Origin of the sequence: Pseudomonas sp. L5B5, assembly GCF_020520285.1 — a bacterium.
Taxonomy (GTDB): Bacteria; Pseudomonadota; Gammaproteobacteria; order Pseudomonadales; family Pseudomonadaceae; genus Aquipseudomonas.
The window spans coordinates 3,322,922-3,339,921 of the sequence record NZ_CP084742.1 but is presented as its reverse complement, the minus strand read 5'-3'; the positions used below and the strand labels follow the sequence as shown (position 1 = coordinate 3,339,921).

General features: G+C 66.1%; 16 protein-coding genes and 1 pseudogene. 10 read left to right on the top strand and 7 right to left on the bottom strand.

Going from position 1 to position 17,000, the window contains the following annotated elements; translation table 11 throughout:
* Window positions 1-31 precede the first annotated feature (31 nt).
* From LGQ10_RS15335 to LGQ10_RS15325, 3 genes are read right to left on the bottom strand one after another with little or no spacing between them, the layout of a single operon-like run.
* Window positions 32-400 (bottom strand): MerR family transcriptional regulator, encoded by a 369-nt coding sequence (locus LGQ10_RS15335; RefSeq protein WP_058438738.1) that lies wholly within the window; start codon window positions 398-400, stop codon window positions 32-34.
* A gap of 60 nt (window positions 401-460) precedes the next feature.
* Window positions 461-1,036 carry an NAD(P)H-dependent oxidoreductase gene (locus LGQ10_RS15330; protein WP_058438736.1) on the bottom strand — a complete coding sequence of 192 codons (576 nt, stop codon included), beginning with the start codon at window positions 1,034-1,036 and terminating at the stop codon, window positions 461-463.
* Between the two features lie 57 nt (window positions 1,037-1,093).
* Window positions 1,094-1,975 (bottom strand): LysR substrate-binding domain-containing protein, encoded by an 882-nt coding sequence (locus tag LGQ10_RS15325; RefSeq protein WP_226526034.1) that lies wholly within the window; start codon window positions 1,973-1,975, stop codon window positions 1,094-1,096.
* Between the two features lie 108 nt (window positions 1,976-2,083).
* Between LGQ10_RS15325 and LGQ10_RS15320 the strand changes: the two genes are divergently transcribed.
* Window positions 2,084-2,848 (top strand): sulfite exporter TauE/SafE family protein, encoded by a 765-nt coding sequence (locus tag LGQ10_RS15320; RefSeq protein ID WP_058436888.1) that lies wholly within the window; start codon window positions 2,084-2,086, stop codon window positions 2,846-2,848.
* On the opposite strand, the gene LGQ10_RS15315 is transcribed toward LGQ10_RS15320, so the two are convergent.
* Complete coding sequence (locus LGQ10_RS15315) at window positions 2,838-3,149, bottom strand: putative quinol monooxygenase (RefSeq protein WP_058436889.1); 312 nt, start codon at window positions 3,147-3,149, stop codon at window positions 2,838-2,840. The genes LGQ10_RS15320 and LGQ10_RS15315 overlap by 11 nt on opposite strands.
* 197 nt (window positions 3,150-3,346) lie before the next feature.
* Here LGQ10_RS15315 and LGQ10_RS15310 point away from each other — a divergent pair, with 197 nt between their 5' ends.
* The 9 genes from LGQ10_RS15310 to LGQ10_RS15270 all read left to right on the top strand — a co-directional run bounded on the left by LGQ10_RS15310 (window position 3,347) and on the right by LGQ10_RS15270 (window position 13,767).
* On the top strand, window positions 3,347-3,937 hold the full coding sequence (locus LGQ10_RS15310; protein WP_058436890.1) for an NAD(P)H-dependent oxidoreductase: 591 nt from the start codon (window positions 3,347-3,349) through the stop codon (window positions 3,935-3,937).
* Window positions 3,938-4,043: 106 nt separating this feature from the next.
* Window positions 4,044-4,955 (top strand): LysR family transcriptional regulator, encoded by a 912-nt coding sequence (locus LGQ10_RS15305; RefSeq protein ID WP_058436891.1) that lies wholly within the window; start codon window positions 4,044-4,046, stop codon window positions 4,953-4,955.
* Between the two features lie 133 nt (window positions 4,956-5,088).
* Window positions 5,089-5,982, top strand: a complete 894-nt coding sequence (locus tag LGQ10_RS15300; RefSeq protein ID WP_226526033.1) for an NAD-dependent epimerase/dehydratase family protein — start codon at window positions 5,089-5,091, stop codon at window positions 5,980-5,982.
* A 131-nt stretch (window positions 5,983-6,113) separates the two neighbouring features.
* A complete protein-coding gene (ggt, locus tag LGQ10_RS15295; protein WP_058436547.1) occupies window positions 6,114-7,781 on the top strand; it encodes a gamma-glutamyltransferase in 1,668 nt (555 codons plus the stop codon).
* 159 nt (window positions 7,782-7,940) lie between these two features.
* Window positions 7,941-9,386, top strand: a complete 1,446-nt coding sequence (locus LGQ10_RS15290; RefSeq protein ID WP_058436546.1) for a SulP family inorganic anion transporter — start codon at window positions 7,941-7,943, stop codon at window positions 9,384-9,386.
* A gap of 216 nt (window positions 9,387-9,602) precedes the next feature.
* Complete coding sequence (locus tag LGQ10_RS15285; protein WP_226526032.1) at window positions 9,603-10,952, top strand: gluconate:H+ symporter; 1,350 nt, start codon at window positions 9,603-9,605, stop codon at window positions 10,950-10,952.
* Window positions 10,953-11,813 carry a MurR/RpiR family transcriptional regulator gene (locus LGQ10_RS15280; protein ID WP_226526031.1) on the top strand — a complete coding sequence of 287 codons (861 nt, stop codon included), beginning with the start codon at window positions 10,953-10,955 and terminating at the stop codon, window positions 11,811-11,813.
* Between the two features lies 1 nt (window position 11,814).
* On the top strand, window positions 11,815-13,281 hold the full coding sequence (locus LGQ10_RS15275; protein ID WP_226526030.1) for an N-acyl-D-amino-acid deacylase family protein: 1,467 nt from the start codon (window positions 11,815-11,817) through the stop codon (window positions 13,279-13,281).
* 117 nt (window positions 13,282-13,398) lie between these two features.
* Window positions 13,399-13,767, top strand: a complete 369-nt coding sequence (locus LGQ10_RS15270) for a glyoxalase superfamily protein (RefSeq protein WP_226526029.1) — start codon at window positions 13,399-13,401, stop codon at window positions 13,765-13,767.
* A 5-nt stretch (window positions 13,768-13,772) separates the two neighbouring features.
* On the opposite strand, the gene LGQ10_RS15265 is transcribed toward LGQ10_RS15270, so the two are convergent.
* From LGQ10_RS15265 to LGQ10_RS31545, 3 genes and pseudogenes are all read right to left on the bottom strand, one after another.
* Complete coding sequence (locus LGQ10_RS15265) at window positions 13,773-14,801, bottom strand: AraC family transcriptional regulator ligand-binding domain-containing protein (protein ID WP_058434944.1); 1,029 nt, start codon at window positions 14,799-14,801, stop codon at window positions 13,773-13,775.
* Window positions 14,802-15,106: 305 nt separating this feature from the next.
* The gene (locus LGQ10_RS31550) at window positions 15,107-15,820 is read right to left on the bottom strand and encodes a methyl-accepting chemotaxis protein (RefSeq protein WP_413247623.1); all 714 of its coding nucleotides are present in this window, start codon (window positions 15,818-15,820) and stop codon (window positions 15,107-15,109) included.
* 144 nt (window positions 15,821-15,964) lie between these two features.
* Window positions 15,965-16,891 (bottom strand): annotated as a pseudogene (locus LGQ10_RS31545) (methyl-accepting chemotaxis protein); the annotation flags it as partial.
* Window positions 16,892-17,000 lie beyond the last annotated feature (109 nt).

The window sequence follows — 17,000 nt, the reverse complement described above, 5'->3', positions numbered from 1 at the left end:
ATGGCAGCGCAGCTAGTTTTTCAACGGCCTGCTAGAGGCCCAGGGGGCACTCCTCACGAGCCTGGTGCAGGCTGATCTCGAAGGCGTCGAGCCGGGCGTGCAACTGTTGCAGTTCATCGATCTGGCATTGCAGTTCACGCTTCTTCTGCGCCAGGGCCGCCTGGGCCTGGTCCCAGGGGAACGCCTGGCCCTGGTGGGTGGCGAATACCTGCTGCAGTTCCCTGAGCTTGAACCCCAGCTGCTGGGCGCACTTGATGAACATCAGTTGCTCGACGCTCTGCGCGTCGTAGAGTCGATAGCGGCCTTGGCGTGGCGCTTCGGGCAACAGGCCGATGGCTTCGTAGTGGCGAATGCTCTTGATGGTGGTTCCGGACAATCGCGCGGCTTGGCCGATGTACATGGCGGCTTCCTTGTGCTGTACCGGGCAGGGTGGCCGGATGCCGCGCATTATCGGGCAGTTTCAGCGCCTGGCAAGCTGCTCGGCCTGCTGCAGCCAGTTGGCCCGGCTGAGGTCGCTGGCGTCCAACACCGGGCCGAAGGTCAGGGTGCGCAGCGTGCGAATGCCGCAGAAGGCCAGGGTGGTGCGGCGCATCTGGTGCAGCCCCGGCATGCGGTAGAACCAGCGGTAGTACCAGGGCGGGGTGTCCATGGTCACCACCAGGTCGGCAGTGCGGCCCTTGAGCAACTGCTCGGGAAAGGCCTTGCCGGGGCGGTACTTGAAGGCGAAGCCGGGCAGCAGCACCCGATCGAGAAACCCCTTGAGCAGCGCCGGGATCCCGCCCCACCAGATCGGGAAGACCCAGGTCAGGTGCTCGGCCCAGAGGATGTCGGCCTGGGCTTGCTGCAAGTCGTCCTCCAGCGGCTGGATCCGCCGATACCCCTCGTGCAGCACCGGGTCGAAGCGCAGGTCGCCCAGGTACAGGCTGCGCACTTCATGTCCGGCCTGTTGTGCCGCGTGGATGTAGCGTTCGCTCAGTGCCGCACACAGGCTGGAGCGGGAGGCGTGGCCGAGAATCACCAGGATGCGTTTGCCCATGGTCGTGGTCCTTGAAGGAATGGACCCCCAGGCTAAGGTCTGCCCCTAGGGGCAGAGTCAAGACTCGCGCAACGCCTGGTACAGGCCCTGGGCATAGTGCGGCAGGGCGTCGAAGCCGCGGGCGCATAGCAACAGGCGGCGGCGGGCCCAGGGCTCGCCGAGCGGCCGGGTACACAAGGCCAGCGACCGGTTGCGCTCCAGGGCCGCCAGGGGCACCAGCGCTAGCCCGGCCCCCCGGGCGACCATGCGCAGCACCGCGTCGAAACCCTCGGCGCGGACCCGCAACTGCATGCGCAGGCCCAGGTGCAGGGCCTGTTCCTCCAGGTACACCGCCAGGGCACTGTGGCTGGCCAGGCCGACGTAGTCGTAGGCCAGGGTGTCAGCGAAGCTGGGCGCTGGCTGCAGGCACAGGGGATGGTCTTCGGGCATCGCCAGGATCAGTGGATCGTCGCGAAACGGCCGGGTTTCAAGGCCCCGGGTATCCACCGCGTCGGAGACGATGCCCAGGTCCGCCGCGCCCTGGCGCAGGGCATGGGTGATGCGCTGGCTGGGCAGCTCCTGCAGGTCGATGTCCACATGGGGCTGGTCCCGCAGGAAATCGGCCAGCAATTCCGGCAGGTATTCGCTCAAGGCGGTGGTATTGCACAGCAGGCGGACCTGGCCCCTGACCCCCAGGGCGTACTCGGCCAGCTCCTGGCGCAGGTGCTCGGCATACAGCAGCAGGGTTCGTGCGTGCCGGGCCAGGGCCTTGCCGGCCGGGGTCGGGCTGATGCCGCGTCGGCCGCGCTCCAGCAGCTCGATGCCCAGCGAGGCCTCCATGGCGCGAATGCGGGCACTGCCGGCCGCCAGGGACAGGTGGCTGTGGGCGGCGCCGGCAGTGATGTTGCCGGCCTCCAGGACGTTCAGGTACAGGCGCAGGTCCACCAGGTCGAAGTGCATGCAGGGCCTCCGCAGCCAAGCCAGTCAGGATCAGCCTCTTGCCGAACAAGAGGCTGGATCAGTATATGGTAGATTTTCCACAACGCCCGGCGGGTGCAGGATAGGCCCATGAATACTGTTCTCGGGTTTTACCAGCACCTCGGATTCTCCCTGTCTTTGCTGGTGCTGGGCATCTTCGTGATGGCCGGCATGGTCAAGGGCGTGATCGGCCTCGGGTTGCCCACCGTCGCCATGGGGCTCCTGGGCCTGGCTATGGGACCGGTGCAGGCTGCCGCCTTGCTGGTCATACCGGCGACCCTGACCAATCTCTGGCAGTTGGCTTTTGGTGGGCACCTGCCTGCCTTGCTGAGGCGCCTGTGGCCGATGTTGCTGGCGATCTGCGCCGGCACGCTGGGTGGCTCCCTGTGGCTGGGCATCGATGGCGGGCCCTGGGTGGTGCGTGGCCTGGGGGCGGCCCTGCTGCTGTATGCCCTGGGCGGCCTGTGCCTGCCGCAACTGCGGATCGCACCGGCCCGCGAGCGCTGGCTGGCCCCGTTGTGCGGGCTGCTCACCGGCATCGTCACTGCGGTCACCGGGGTATTCGTGATTCCCGCGGTGCCTTACTTGCAGGCGCTGGGCCTGGGGCGAGATGCGCTGGTTCAGGCCCTGGGCCTGTCGTTCACCGTCTCGACCCTGGCCCTGGCTGTCGGCCTGGCCTGGCGTGGCGTCCTGGGCGGCGCCGAGTTGGGGGCCTCGCTGCTGGCCCTGGCCCCGGCGCTGCTGGGCATGTGGCTGGGGCAATGGTTGCGCCAGCGCATCAGCGCGGCGTTGTTCAAGCGGGTGTTCTTCATCGGCCTGGGCCTGCTGGGGGCCCACTTGCTGATCAGCGGCTAGCCGAGGTGGGGCTGAGCATGTCGATGGCGCGGATCTCGAAATCGCGTTCCAGGTACTCCATGCGCGCCTCGTGGAATTGCTTCATGTGCGGCAGGTTGGAGTGCACGTCCAGCGCCTCCCGGGACTCCCAGACTTCAAAGAAGATGAACAGGTTCGGGTCCTGCTGGTCGCGCAGCATGTGGTATTCGATGCAGCCGGGTTCGCCACGGCTGGCGGCGACATGCCCCAGGAACAGCGCCTCGAATTCGGCGCAGCGTTCGGGACGGGTCTTGGCGTGAAGGATGAAGGCCTGGCGGGACATGGCGTTACTCGGGTGGCAAAGGAAGGTGCCAGGATTCTAAGACAACAATCTGCTGCCGATTCGTGCTTTTTAGGCAAATATATTTTGTGTGCCCGGGGCTTATTCCGGTGCCTGTCCTTCACTAACCTGCCGGCCTCGTTTCCACTCCACGGCCCGGCACAGCGTTGCAACGGGCTGTCCCCGCGATAGGCCCGATCATGAAAAAAGTACTGCTGCTCAATGGCGCCAAGCAATTCGCCCACTCCGATGGCCGCTACAACGACACCCTGCACGAGGCTGCGCTGGCGGTGCTGGATCGGGGCGGCCTGGACGTCAAGGTCACCCATATCGACCAGGGCTACGACATCCAGGAAGAAGTGGCGAAGTATCTCTGGGCCGACGTGATCGTCTACCAGATGCCCGGCTGGTGGATGGGCGCGCCGTGGATCGTCAAGCAGTACATCGACGAAGTCTTCACCCAGGGTCATGGCAGCCTGTACGCCAGCGATGGCCGGACCCGTTCCGACGCGTCGCAGAAGTACGGCAGTGGTGGCCTGGTCCAGGGCAAGCAGTACATGCTTTCGCTGACCTGGAACGCGCCGCAGCAGGCCTTCGACGATCCGAGCGATTTCTTCGAAGGCAAGGGCGTGGATGCGGTGTACTTCCCCTTCCACAAGGCCAACCAGTTCCTGGGCATGAGCGGCCTGCCCACCTTCCTCTGCGTCGATGTGATGAAACGCCCGAACATCGAGGCCGATGTGCGCCGCTACGAGGAGCACCTGCGGACGGTGTTCGGCCTCAAGGCCTAGAACCGTTACTATCGGTACGCTGCCGTAGCCGCTGCCGCAGGCGGCGACCGGTCCGCGAAGTCCTTGAGGGCCGCGGCCACGGCGGCTCATCGATAGAGGATTCCCTGTGAAAGCCAGATCCGACGAACTGCAGATTTTCGTCTGCGTCATCGAGTGCGGTTCCATCTCCGCCGCCGCCGAGCAGGTCGGGCAGACGCCCTCGGCAGTCAGCCGCACCCTGTCGCGCCTGGAGGCCAAGCTCGATACCACGCTGATCAACCGCACGACCCGGCGCATGGACCTGACCGAAGAGGGCAAGTATTTCTTCGAGCAGGCCAAGTCGATCCTCGATCAGATGGACGAACTCGAAGAGCGGCTGTCTTCGCGCCAGCAGACCCCTTCGGGGCGCCTGCGGATCAACGCCGCCTCGCCGTTCATGCTGCACGCCATCGTGCCCTATGTCGCCGAGTTCCGAAGCCTGTACCCGCACATCCAGCTGGAGCTCAACAGCAACGACCTGATCATCGACCTGCTGGAACAGAGCACCGATGTTGCGATCCGCATCGGCATCCTGGCCGACTCGACCCTGCATGCCCGCTCCCTGGGTTGCAGCCCGCTGCACATCCTGGCCAGCCCGGCCTACCTGGAGCGCTACGGCATCCCGCGCAGTGTGGCCGAACTCGACGAGCACACGCTCCTGGGCTTCACCCAGACCGAAAGCCTCAACCACTGGCCGTTGCGCCATGCCCATGGCGATCGCTGGCAGATCCGGCCGGGCATCAGCGCCTCCAGCGGCGAGACCCTGCGCCACCTTGCGCTGGAGGGGCAGGGCATCGCCTGCCTGTCGCACTTCATGACCATCGACGACATCCGCGCCGCACGCCTGACGCCGATCCTCGGCGAGTTCAACAGCGGCTACCGCCAGCCGATCAACGCCGTGTACTACCGCAACTCGCAACTGGCCTTGCGCATCCAGTGCTTCCTGGACTTCATCCAGGGCAAGCTGGCCGACTACGCCGACCCGCTGTTCGAGGGCTGACGGCCGCTCCCCGGCAACGGGCCGGCAGGGATTCGTGATTCCCGGGCAAGAGTGATTTGGGCCAGCCCGGCTGTTTCGCCGCCAGGGGCACGTCGATACTGACGCCATCACTTATCCACCTGGGAGTCTGTCCATGAATGTATTCGTTACCGGTGCCGCGGGTTTCATTGGCGGCTCCATCGCCACCGGCCTGGCCAAGGCCGGGCATCAGGTCACCGGCCTGGTGCGCAGCGCCGAGCAAGCCGCCGAACTGACGGCCCTGGGCATCACGCCCGTAGTGGGCAGCCTGGACGACAGCGCCCTGCTGACCGAGCAGGCCCAGGTCGCCGATGCGGTGATCAACGCGGCCAGCAGTGACCATCGCGCAGCGGTGGAAGTGCTGCTGGCCGCGCTCAAGGGCTCGAACAAGCCGTTCTTGCACACCAGCGGTTCGAGCATTGTCGGCGACGCTTCCGGCGGCCTGGGCAGCGATGTCGTCTACTACGAAGACCAGTTGCCGGAGCCCACCGTGGACAAGGCGGCCCGAGTGGCCATCGACAACCTGATCCTGGCGGCGGCCAAGGACGGGGTGAACTCGGCGGTGCTGTGCAACACCCTGATCTACGGTCACAGCCTGGGCGTCAAGCGTGACAGCGTGCAGCTGCCGCGCCTGCTCAAGCAAGCGCGCAACAGCGGTGTGGTGCGCCATGTCGGGCCAGGGCAGAACATCTGGTCCAACGTGCATATCGAGGACGTGGTGGCGCTCTACATCCTGGCCCTGGCCGGCAACACCCCGGGCAGCTTCTACTTCGTCGAGAGCGGCGAGGCGTCCTTCATCGACATGACCCGCGCCATGGCCCATGCCCTGCACCTGGGCGAGCCCGAGGACTGGCCGCTGGCCGCCGCCGAAGCCGAGTGGGGCTACGAGATGGCCAACTACGGCCTGGGTTCCAACAGCCGCGTACGTGGCAAGAAGGCTCGCGAACGGCTGGGTTGGGCACCACGGCGGGCCTCGGTGCTGGAGTGGATCGAGCACGAGATGGTCTGAGACTGGCCCACTGATCCATCTGCGACAAACGGCTGCCTGCGGGCGGCCGTTTTGCCGTGGGCGTTTGCTCACTACGCAACAAAACGCCTAAGGTTCGTCTGGTCTGAAAACAACGATAAAGGACGGACTCCATGCGTATCTTGCTGTGCAAGACCCTGGCCCTGGGCGTCGCACTCGCCGCCGGCTCACCCGCCTTCGCCGCGTTGCTGGAAGGGGGCGCCGTGGCTGCACCCAACTCGTACGGCGCCGAAGTCGCGGCGCAGATCCTCAAGAAGGGCGGCAACGCGGTGGACGCCGCGGTGGCCACTGCCTTCACCCTGGCCGTGACGTACCCCGAGGCCGGCAATATCGGCGGCGGCGGGTTCATGACGATGTACATCGACGGCAAGCCGTATTTCCTCGACTACCGGGAAACCGCGCCCAGCGCCGCGACCCGCGACATGTACCTGGATGACAAGGGCGAGGTGATCGAGAACCTGAGCCTGGTGGGCGCACGCGCCGCCGGGGTGCCGGGCACCGTGATGGGCCTGTGGGAGGCGCACCAGAAGTTCGGCAAGCTGCCCTGGAGCGAACTGATCACCCCGGCCGTGGGCTATGCCAGGAACGGTTTCAAGGTGGCCGACAAGCAGTACCAGTACCGCGAGGATGCCTTGAAGCTGTTCAACGGCAGCACCAACTTCGCCGACTACTTCGGCAGCATGAAACCCGGCGAGACCTTCCGCCAGCCGGAACTGGCCGCGACCCTGGAGCGCATCGCCGACCAGGGCGCCAAGGAGTTCTACAGCGGCAAGACCGCCGACTTGCTGGTGGCGCAGATGCAGGCCGACAAGGGCCTGATCACCAAGCAGGACCTGCAGGACTACAAGGTCCAGTGGCGCCAGCCGCTGCAGGTGAGCTTCCGTGGCAACACGCTGTACACCGCGCCGCCGCCCAGCTCCGGCGGGGTCGCCCTGGCGCAGCTGATCAGCATCAAGGAAGCCCGCGCGGCAGACTTCAAGGGGGTCGAGCTGAACTCGGCCAAGTACATCCACCTGCTGGCTGAAATCGAGAAGCGGGTATTCGCCGACCGCGCCGACTACCTCGGTGACCCGGGGTTTTCCGAGGTTCCGGTCAAGCAGCTGACCGATCCGGCCTACCTGAAAAAACGCGCCGCCGAGGTCAACCCCGACGCCATCTCGGCTACCGAGAAGGTGCGCCCCGGGCTTGAACCGCACCAGACCACCCACTTCTCCATCGTCGATGCCCAGGGCAATGCGGTGAGCAACACCTACACCCTGAACTGGGACTACGGCAGCGGCGTGGTGGTCAAGGGCGCGGGGTTCCTGCTCAACGACGAGATGGACGACTTCAGTGCCAAGCCCGGCGTGGCCAATGCCTTTGGCGTAGTGGGCGGCGATGCGAACGCCATCGCCCCGGGCAAGCGCATGCTGTCGTCCATGAGCCCGAGCCTGGTGACTCGTGACGGCAAGGTCACCCTGGTGTTGGGCACTCCTGGCGGGTCGCGGATCTTCACCTCGATCTTCCAGGTGCTGAACAACCTCTACGACTACCACCTGCCGCTGGAAAAGGCCGTGGCCGCGCAGCGCGTGCACCACCAGCTGCTGCCCAAGGACACGATCTACTACGACGCCTATGCACCGCTCACCGGCAAGGTGGCCGATGAGCTCAAGGCCATGGGCTACACCCTGGAAGACCAGGGTTGGGAGATGGGCGATATCCAGGCCATCCGGGTCAACGGCACCCAGCTTGAAACCGCCTCCGACCCACGCGGGCGTGGTGTGGGCAAGGTCGTCAAGTAACCGCTGCGCCTTGTCGGAGCCGGTACGCCGGTTCCGGCAAACGCATCTCTGCGCGCCGACGGCCGGCTGGTCGGCGGCGTCTCGATTCCGTACCATTCCCCGCCTGTTTCCCGCCATCCCCCAAGGGCCGCTCCTGTCGGTCCGCGTCGTAGGTCAATCATGAAAGCAAAACGTCTGCGTGCCGATGTCCTGGCCGGACTCACCACCTCGTTCGCCCTGCTGCCCGAATGCATCGCCTTCGCCCTGGTGGCTCACCTCAACCCGCTGATGGGCCTGTATGGCGCCTTTTTCATCTGCACCCTGACCGCGCTGTTCGGCGGCCGGCCGGGCATGGTCTCCGGTGCTGCCGGTTCCATGGCGGTGGTGATCGTCGCGCTCGTCGTGCAGCACGGCGTGCAGTACCTGCTGGCCACGGTGCTGCTGGGCGGGCTGGTGATGGTCGCCTTTGGCCTGTTGCGCCTGGGCAAGCTGGTGCGCATGGTGCCGCACCCGGTGATGCTGGGTTTCGTCAACGGCCTGGCGATCGTCATCGCCCTGGCCCAGCTGGAGCATTTCAAAAGCGGCGAACACTGGCTCAGCGGCCAGCCGCTGTACCTGATGGCCGGGCTGGTGGCGCTGACGATGGCCATCGTCTATCTGCTGCCACGCCTGACCCGGGCGGTGCCGCCGGCCCTGGTGGCGATCCTCGGTGTCGGCCTGCTGGTGTACCTGCTGGGGCTGCCGACCCGCACTCTCGGGGACATGGCCCACATTGCCGGTGGCCTGCCGGTGCTGGCGCTGCCGGACGTGCCCTGGACCCTGGAGACCCTGGGCATCATTGCGCCCTATGCGTTCCTGATGGCCATGGTCGGCCTGCTGGAAACCCTGCTGACCCTGAACCTCACCGACGAAATCACCGAGACCCGTGGCTACACCAACCGCGAATGCGTGGCCCTGGGCGCGGCGAACATGGTCTCCGGCGCCTTCGGCGGCATGGGGGGCTGCGCGATGATCGGCCAGACCGTGATCAACCTGAGTTCCGGTGGGCGTGGACGGGTGTCCGGGGTGGTGGCCGGGGGGCTGATCCTGCTGTTCGTGCTGTTCCTCTCGCCGCTGATCGAGCGCATTCCCCTGGCGGCGCTGGTGGGGGTGATGTTCGTGGTATCGCAGCAGACCTTCGCCTGGGCCTCCTTGCGGGTGATCAACAAGGTGCCGTTCAACGACGTGCTGGTGATCCTCGCGGTGACCGTGATCACCGTGTTCACCGACCTTGCCATGGCGGTGTTCTGCGGCATCGTCATCGCCGCTCTCAACTTCGCCTGGCAGCAGGCCCGCGAGCTGTATGCCGACAGCCACCTGGAAGCCGACGGCAGCAAGTTGTACCACCTGCACGGAACCTTGTTCTTCGCTTCCACCACGCCGTTCCTCAACCAGTTCGACCCGGCCAGCGACCCGCAGCAGGTGACCATCGACTGCCGGCACCTGAACTTCGTCGACTACTCGGCCATCGCCGCGCTCATGACCCTGCGCGAGCGCTATGCCAAGGCCGGCAAGCAGCTGCGGGTGCTGCACCTGTCCGAGCGCTGCAAGAAGCTGCTCAAGCGCGCCCGGGTGCAACACGACTGACGCTTCGCGGGCGGGCCATCGCGCTCGCCTGTTCCGCCTGCCAGGTGCATGAAAATACCCAGTGGCGATTTTCATCGCCTGGGCCTTGGCATAGCCATGCACGACAACACCTGCCTCTTTGCGAAAATCAGTTTCATTTGATTTGAAAGTTACCGCCTAAAGTGATTAAAAACTTTCATAACCATTCGAAACGACGCTGTTCTCAAGGAGGTATCCGTGGCTCCTGCATTGGCTTACGGACTGCTGGGTTATGCCGCAGTCGCCATCATCGCGTTGATCGTCCTGATCGCCCGCTACCGGCTCAATCCCTTCATCGTCATCACCCTGGTATCGGTGGGCCTGGCCCTGGTGAGCGGCATGCCGGCCTCCGGGGTCGTGGCGGCCTACGAGGCCGGGGTCGGCAAGACCCTGGGGCATATCGCCCTGGTGGTGGCCCTGGGCACCATGCTTGGCAAGCTGATGGCCGAGTCTGGCGGGGCCGAGCAAGTGGCCCGGACCCTGGTCGCCCGCTTCGGCCAGCGCAATGCCCACTGGGCCATGGTCTGCATCGCCTTCCTGGTGGGCCTGCCGCTGTTCTTCGAGGTGGGTTTCGTGCTGCTGGTGCCCATTGCGTTCACCGTGGCGCGCCAGGTCGGGGTGTCGCTGCTGATGGTCGGCTTGCCGATGGTGGCCGGGCTGTCGGTGGTGCATGCCCTGGTGCCGCCGCACCCGGGGGCGATGCTGGCGGTACAGGCCTACCAGGCGCCGGTGGGCCAGACCCTGCTGTACGCGATCCTGATTGGCGTGCCTACGGCGATCGTCGCCGGCCCGGTGTATGCGCGATTGATCGTGCCGCGTATCCAGCTACCGGCGCACAACCCGCTGGAGCAGCAGTTCATCAACCGCGAGCCGCGTGCACGCCTGCCGAGCTTTCGCCTGACCCTGGGCACCATCCTGTTGCCGGTGGTACTGATGCTGCTGGGCGGCTGGGCCAACCTGATCGCCGCGCCGGGCACCGGCCTGAACCAGTTCCTGCTGTTCATCGGCAACTCGGTGATTGCCCTGCTGGTCGCGACCCTGGTGAGCTTCTGGACCCTGGGCCTGGCCCAGGGCATGAACCGCGAGTCGATCCTCAAGTTCACCAACGAGTGCCTGGCCCCCACCGCCAGCATCACCCTGCTGGTGGGGGCCGGTGGCGGCCTGAACCGCATCCTGATCGATTCCGGGGTGACCGAGCAGATCATCGGCCTGGCCCATCAGTTCCAGCTGTCGCCGTTATGGATGGGCTGGCTGTTCGCGGTACTGATGCGGGTCGCCACCGGTTCGGCCACCGTGGCCCTGACCACGGCCTCCGGCGTGGTGGCGCCGGTGGCATTGGGCTTGGGCTATCCCCATCCCGAGTTGCTGGTGATCGCCACCGGGGCGGGCTCGGTGATCCTGTCCCATGTCAACGACGGCGGCTTCTGGCTGGTCAAGGAATACTTCAATATGACCGTCATCCAGACCTTCAAGACCTGGACCGTGCTGGAGACCCTGATCTCGCTGATCGCCTTCGGCTTGACCCTGGTACTCGCGGAGTTTCTCTAGATGGACATCCTTTATCAGATCCGCTCGCGCCTGGACGATCTCAGCGCCGGGGAGGCGCGGATCGCCCGGCTGATGCTCGACGACGTGGGGTTCGCCGCCTCGGCCAGCCTCGAGGAGCTGGCCCGGCGCGCCGAGGTCAGTGCCGCGACCCTGTCGCGTTTCGCCCGCAGCGTCGGTTGCCGGGATTTGCGCCAGTTGCGCCTGCAACTGGCGCAGGCCAGCGGGGTGGGCAGCCGCTTCCTGGACCCGGGCGCGAGCACCGAGGCGTCCGGTTTCTACCGCCAGATCGTCGGCGATATCGAATCGACGCTGCACCGGCACCTGGCGGGTTTCGAGGAAGCGCAGTTCGCCGATGCAGTGCGCCTGCTGGGCCGCGCGCGGATGATCCATGCCTTCGGCACCGGTGGTTGCTCGACCCTGTGCAGCGCCGAGTTGCAGGTGCGCCTGGTACGCCTGGGCTACTGCATCGCCGCCTGCCATGACCCGGTGATGATGCGGGTGACCGCCGCCTCCCTGGGGCCGCAGCACGCAGTGATTGCCTGCTCCCTCAGCGGCCTCACCCCGGAGTTGCTGGACGCGGTGACCCTGGCCCGCAGCTACGGCGCCGGCGTGCTCGCCATCACCTTGCCCGACTCGCCCCTGGCCGGGTTGGCGGACGTGCTGCTGCCGCTGCACAGCGCCGAGACCCCGTTCATCTACAAGCCCACCGCTGCCCGCTACGGCATGCTGCTGGCCATCGACGTCCTGGCCACGGAGCTGGCCCTGGCGATGCCCGACGACAACCAGGAACGCCTGCGCAGGATCAAGCTGGCCCTGGACCATTACCGTGGCGGCGCCGACAGCCTGCCCCTGGGAGACTGACATGCGCTACGACACCCTGATCCGCAATGCCCTGATCATCGACGGCAGCGACCGCCCCGGCTATTGCGCCGACCTGGCGATTCTCGACGGCCGCATCCAGCGCATCGGCGAGCTGGCCGGTGCGGTCGCCGCGGTCGAGATCGATGCCGCCGGCCGCGTGCTGGCGCCGGGGTTCATCGATGTGCACACCCATGACGACACGGTGGTGATCCGCCAGCCGCAGATGTTGCCCAAGCTCAGCCAGGGGGTGACCACGGTGATTGTCGGCAACTGCGGGATCAGTGCCGCGCCGGTGACCCTCAAGGGCGATCCGCCGGACCCGATGAATCTGCTGGGGCAGCGGCAGATGTTCGTCTACCCGCGCTTCGCCGACTACCGCGCGGCGGTGGATGCGGCTCGTCCGGCGGTGAATGTCGCAGCCCTGGTGGGGCATACCGCGCTGCGCAGCAATCACCTGGCGGACCTGTACCGTACCGCCACCGCCAGCGAGATCGCGGCCATGCGCGAGCAATTGCGCGACAGCCTGGAGCAGGGAGCCCTGGGCCTGTCCACCGGGCTGGCCTACGCCAGCGCCTTCTGCGCCGAGACCGATGAAGTGCGGCAACTGGCCGAGGAGCTGACGGCCTTCGGCGCGCTGTATGCCACGCACTTGCGCAGCGAGTTCGAGCCCGTGCTGGACGCCATGGACGAAGCCTTCCTGATCGGTCGCTCGGCGCGGGCGCCGGTGATCATCTCGCACCTCAAGTGCGCCGGTGCCGGCAACTGGGGGCGCAGCCCGCAACTGCTGGCAGCCCTGGAGCAGGCGGCGCAGGAACACCCAGTAGGCTGCGACTGCTACCCCTATGCCGCCAGCTCCTCGACCCTGGACCTCAAGCAAGTCACCGACGCCTATCGCATCACCATCACCTGGTCGACGCCGCATCCGGAGCAGGGTGGGCGCGACCTGGCACAGATCGCCGCCGACTGGGGCCTGGACCTGCTGGCCGCCGCCGAGCGCCTGCAACCGGCGGGGGCGGTGTACTACGGCATGGACGAAAGCGATGTGCGGCGCATCCTCGCCCACCCACTGACAATGGTCGGCTCCGATGGCCTGCCGGAAGACCCGTTTCCCCATCCCCGGCTGTGGGGCGCTTTTCCCCGGGTACTGGGGCACTTCAGCCGCGACCTGGGGTTGTTCCCGCTGCACACCGCGGTACACAAGATGACCGGCCTGTCGGCGGCGCGCTTCGGCCTGCTGCAGCGCGGCGAGATCCGCGAAGGCTATTGGGCCGACCTGGTGCTGTTCGATCCGGCGCGGGTCCAGGACGTGGCCGATTTCCAGGAACCACGCCGCTCGGCGCAAGGAATCGACGGGGTGTGGGTCAATGGCCGGCACAGTTATACCGCAGGCCAGGCCAGCGAACAGCGCCACGGACGCTTCCTGCCTCGGGAGGGCGATTTGCGCCAGGGGTTCGCCGTTCCAGGCTGAATGCTTGATCCCCATCACAGTAGTGGCGTCTTGATATTAAAGAAAGCGCGCGTGGCGCCGAAGTGCTGACCATTGGGGTCGCTAACACCGACCTGTTTCCAGTCAGGGAGTCACGCAATGAGCTTTGGCAAGACCACCCCCGTCCTGCGCATCTTCGATGAAGCCAAGGCCCGGGCGTTTTACCTGGACTTCCTCGGCTTCCATCTCGATTGGCAGCACCGCTGCACCAACGATCTGCCGCTGTACATGCAAGTGTCACGGGGCGAATGCGTGTTGCACCTGTCCGAGGACCAGGGTGACGGCAGCCCGGGTGCCGCGCTGCGTATCGAGACCGACGAGCTGGAAGCCTTCCAGCAGCAGCTTTTGGCCAAGCACTATCCGTTTTCCGATCCGCGCATCCAGGCCATGCCCTGGGGCAGCCAGGACATGACCGTACTCGACCCGTTCGGCAATCGGCTGGTGTTCACCAACGCCATCAGCGCCTGACAGGCTCAGGCCTGGCCCCGGCTGGGAGCCGCCTGGCGGAACTGGCCGGGCGTCAGGCCGGTGCGGGCCTTGAAGCTGCGGTGGAACGAGCGAGGCTCGGTGAAGCCCAGGCAGTCGGCAATGGCCTGGATCGACAGGTCGCTGTGCCGCAGGTAGTGCTCGGCCAGTTCCTGGCGCAGGTCGTCCAGGACCTGCTGGTAGGAGGTGCCGTCCTTGAGCAGCTGGCGCTGCAGGGTACTGACCGACACCTGCAGCTGTTCGGCCACCTGCTCCTTGCGCGGCAGGCCATCCTTGAGCAGTTGGCGCAAAACGTTCTGCACCTGGAGCGTCACGGGCGCATCGGCCAATGAAGCCATCATCGACTGGGCGTGGTCTTCCAGGGTCTTGAGCAGGCGTGCATCGGCCTGGCGCAGGGGCAGTTGCAGGTAGTGCAGGGGGGCCACCAGGGCCGAGCAGGGTTGCTGGAACAGCACCGGGCAGCCGAACAGCGCCTCGTACTGCTCGACCCTGGCCTGTTCGGGCAGCGGATGCTCGAACCACACGGCGCAGGGCGACAGCTGCGAATCGGCGATCCAGCGGGCATACAGCAACCAGGAGGCGAGCACGTTTTCCACCAGGTGCCGGCGAATATCGGGACGCTGGTGGCGGCAGCTCCAGACCAGGCGCACTTCGTCACCTGCCACCTCGGCGCGGCTGGTGCCCATGTCCCCCACCAGTTTCTCGAACGGCATGATGCGGCCCATGGCTTCGCCCAGGGTCGCGCAGTTCATGGTGATGTAGCCCAGCACGTTCCAGGAGCTGGGCTTGACGAAGCGTGCCGAGTTGAGCCCGAACAGCGGGTCGCCCGAATGCAGGCAGAAGTAGTCCAGCAAGCGTTCGTGGACTTCCAGCGGCAAGCGCAGGCTGGTGTCGTTCAGCTGCGCCGGCTGCAGCCCGGCGGCGGCCAGTGCCGGTTCCGTGGCAATGCCCAGTTGCTCGGCATACAGCAGGTACTTGAGCAGGGGCGGGACCGAGGTAAAACCGAGGCTGGGCATGGGCGGGTTCCTGGCAACGAATCCTTCGGACAGCAGGATGGAGACCGGGAAAGGTAAGGGCAAACCGCGAGCGCTGTAAATGACTGTGCACCGCGCCTCTTGTCGCCGCTGCCGAAGGCGGCGACCGGCCCCGAAGGAGAGCTGCCTTCGAGGGCCCGGGAAGGCCCTGCGGGCCTTGTCGCAGCCTGTGGCAGCGGCTACAGAAGTCGAGCATCCAGGCGTGGCGCACCTTGCGTGCGCCGGGTATCTGGCGTCCTGCACATGACCACCAGCCTTGTTCAAAGGCGGCGGCCATGGGGGGCAAGTCAGACGCGGAAGTGGCTGACCATCATCTGCAACTGGCCGCCCAGGCGGGCCAGTTCGACGCTGGAGGCGGCGGTTTCCTCGCTGGCGGCGGCCGTCTGTTCCGACACGTCGCGCACGTTGATGATGCTGCGGCTGATCTCTTCGGCCACGGCGCTCTGCTGTTCGGCAGCGGCGGCGATCTGCTGGTTCATCGACTGGATGTTGGACACCGTGCGGGTGATGTTCTCCAGGGACGCACCGGCCTTGCGGGTCAGGTCGACGCTGCTGTCGGTCAGTACTCGGCTGTTGTGCATCACGGTCGCCACTTGCTGGGTACCGTTCTGCAGGCCGGCCACCAGTTCCTCGATTTCTTCGGTGGACTTCTGGGTGCGCTGGGCCAGGGCCCGCACTTCGTCGGCGACCACGGCGAAACCACGGCCGGCTTCACCGGCGCGGGCGGCTTCGATCGCGGCGTTCAGGGCCAGCAGGTTGGTCTGTTCGGCCACGGCCTTGATCACGTCCATGACGCTGCCGATCTTGTCGCTTTCCTGTTGCAGCACGCTCATGGCGTCGGTGGAGCGCACCACTTCGCTGGCCAGGCGCTCGATCTGCTCGATGGCCTGGGCCACTACCTTGTCGCCTTCGCGAGCTTCGCCATCGGCGGCGGCAGCCGCCTGGGAGGCCTCTTCGGCGTTGCGCGCGACTTCCTGCACGGTGGCGGTCATCTCGTGCATGGCGGTGGCCACCTGGTCGGTCTCGACTTTCTGGCTGTTGACCCCGGCGCTGGTTTCCTCGGTCACCGCCGACAGTTCTTCGGCGGCGCTGGCGATCTGGGTCACGCCGTCGCGGATACCGCCAATCAGCTCCCGCAGGGTCACGCCCATGCGAGCGATGCCCTGTTGCAGCACGCCCAGTTCGTCGCGGCGGGTGATATGCATGTCCTGGGTCAGGTCGCCGGAGGCGATGCGCTCGACCGCGGTCAGGGTTTCGCGCAGCGGACGGGTGATCTGGCGGGTGATGATCACCGCGGCCAGCACGCCCACCAGCAGCGCCAGCAAGGTGCTGGTCAATTGCAGGCTGCGGGCCTGGGCACTTTCGACGTCACGGCGATCCAGCTGGATCTGGTACAGGGCGTCGCTGCGGCTGACGATGTCGGCGCCCTGGTCGGTCATTTCCTTGCGTGCCTGCACGGCGCTGGTAAAGGCCACCTTGAAGTCCTGCAGCGAGCTGCGGTAGCCATTCAGGGCTGTTTCCAGCTGTTGCAGGGCATCACGCTGGGTGATGCTGAAATGGGCCTTGAGCTGACCCATTTCGGCAATCGCGGCGTTGAGCTCGGTGACGGCTTTCTGTTCGGTGTTCGGGTTGTTGGTGGTGACGTAGCCACGCACTTCATAGCGGGCCAGCTGGAAGGCTTCCTTGGCCTGGGTGATGGCCTGGAACTGCTCGAAGCGCTCGTCGCTCAGGGGGAGCTGCTTGACCCAGGTGTTGATTCCGTTGATCAGGTCATTGGCGCGTTCGGCGTTCTGGTTCATCGCCAGGCGCGCAGCGTCGCCGGTGCGGTAGGCGTTGCGCATCTTGTTCAGCGAGTCCTGATAGGCGCTGATGGTCGCGCCCAGGCCTTGCAGGAGCTTGATGTTTTCCGGGCTCTGGAACGAGGCCAGGAGCTTTTTCTGCTGGGCGCTGAAATCGTCCAGGGTGTTCTGCACGCCCTGGGCGGCAGTTTCGTCGCCGTTGGCCAGCATGTACTGCAGGCGGGTGACCCGCAGCTTGGTCAGGCCGATGTTGAGCTGGGTGATGTCACTCATCCAGTTGCTGCGGTCGATCATGCCGCCCAGGCTGGTCCAGCCGGTCAGTGCAAGAACGGTGGTCAGGGCCAGGACCAGGCCGAAGCCCAGGCCCAACTTAAGGTTGACG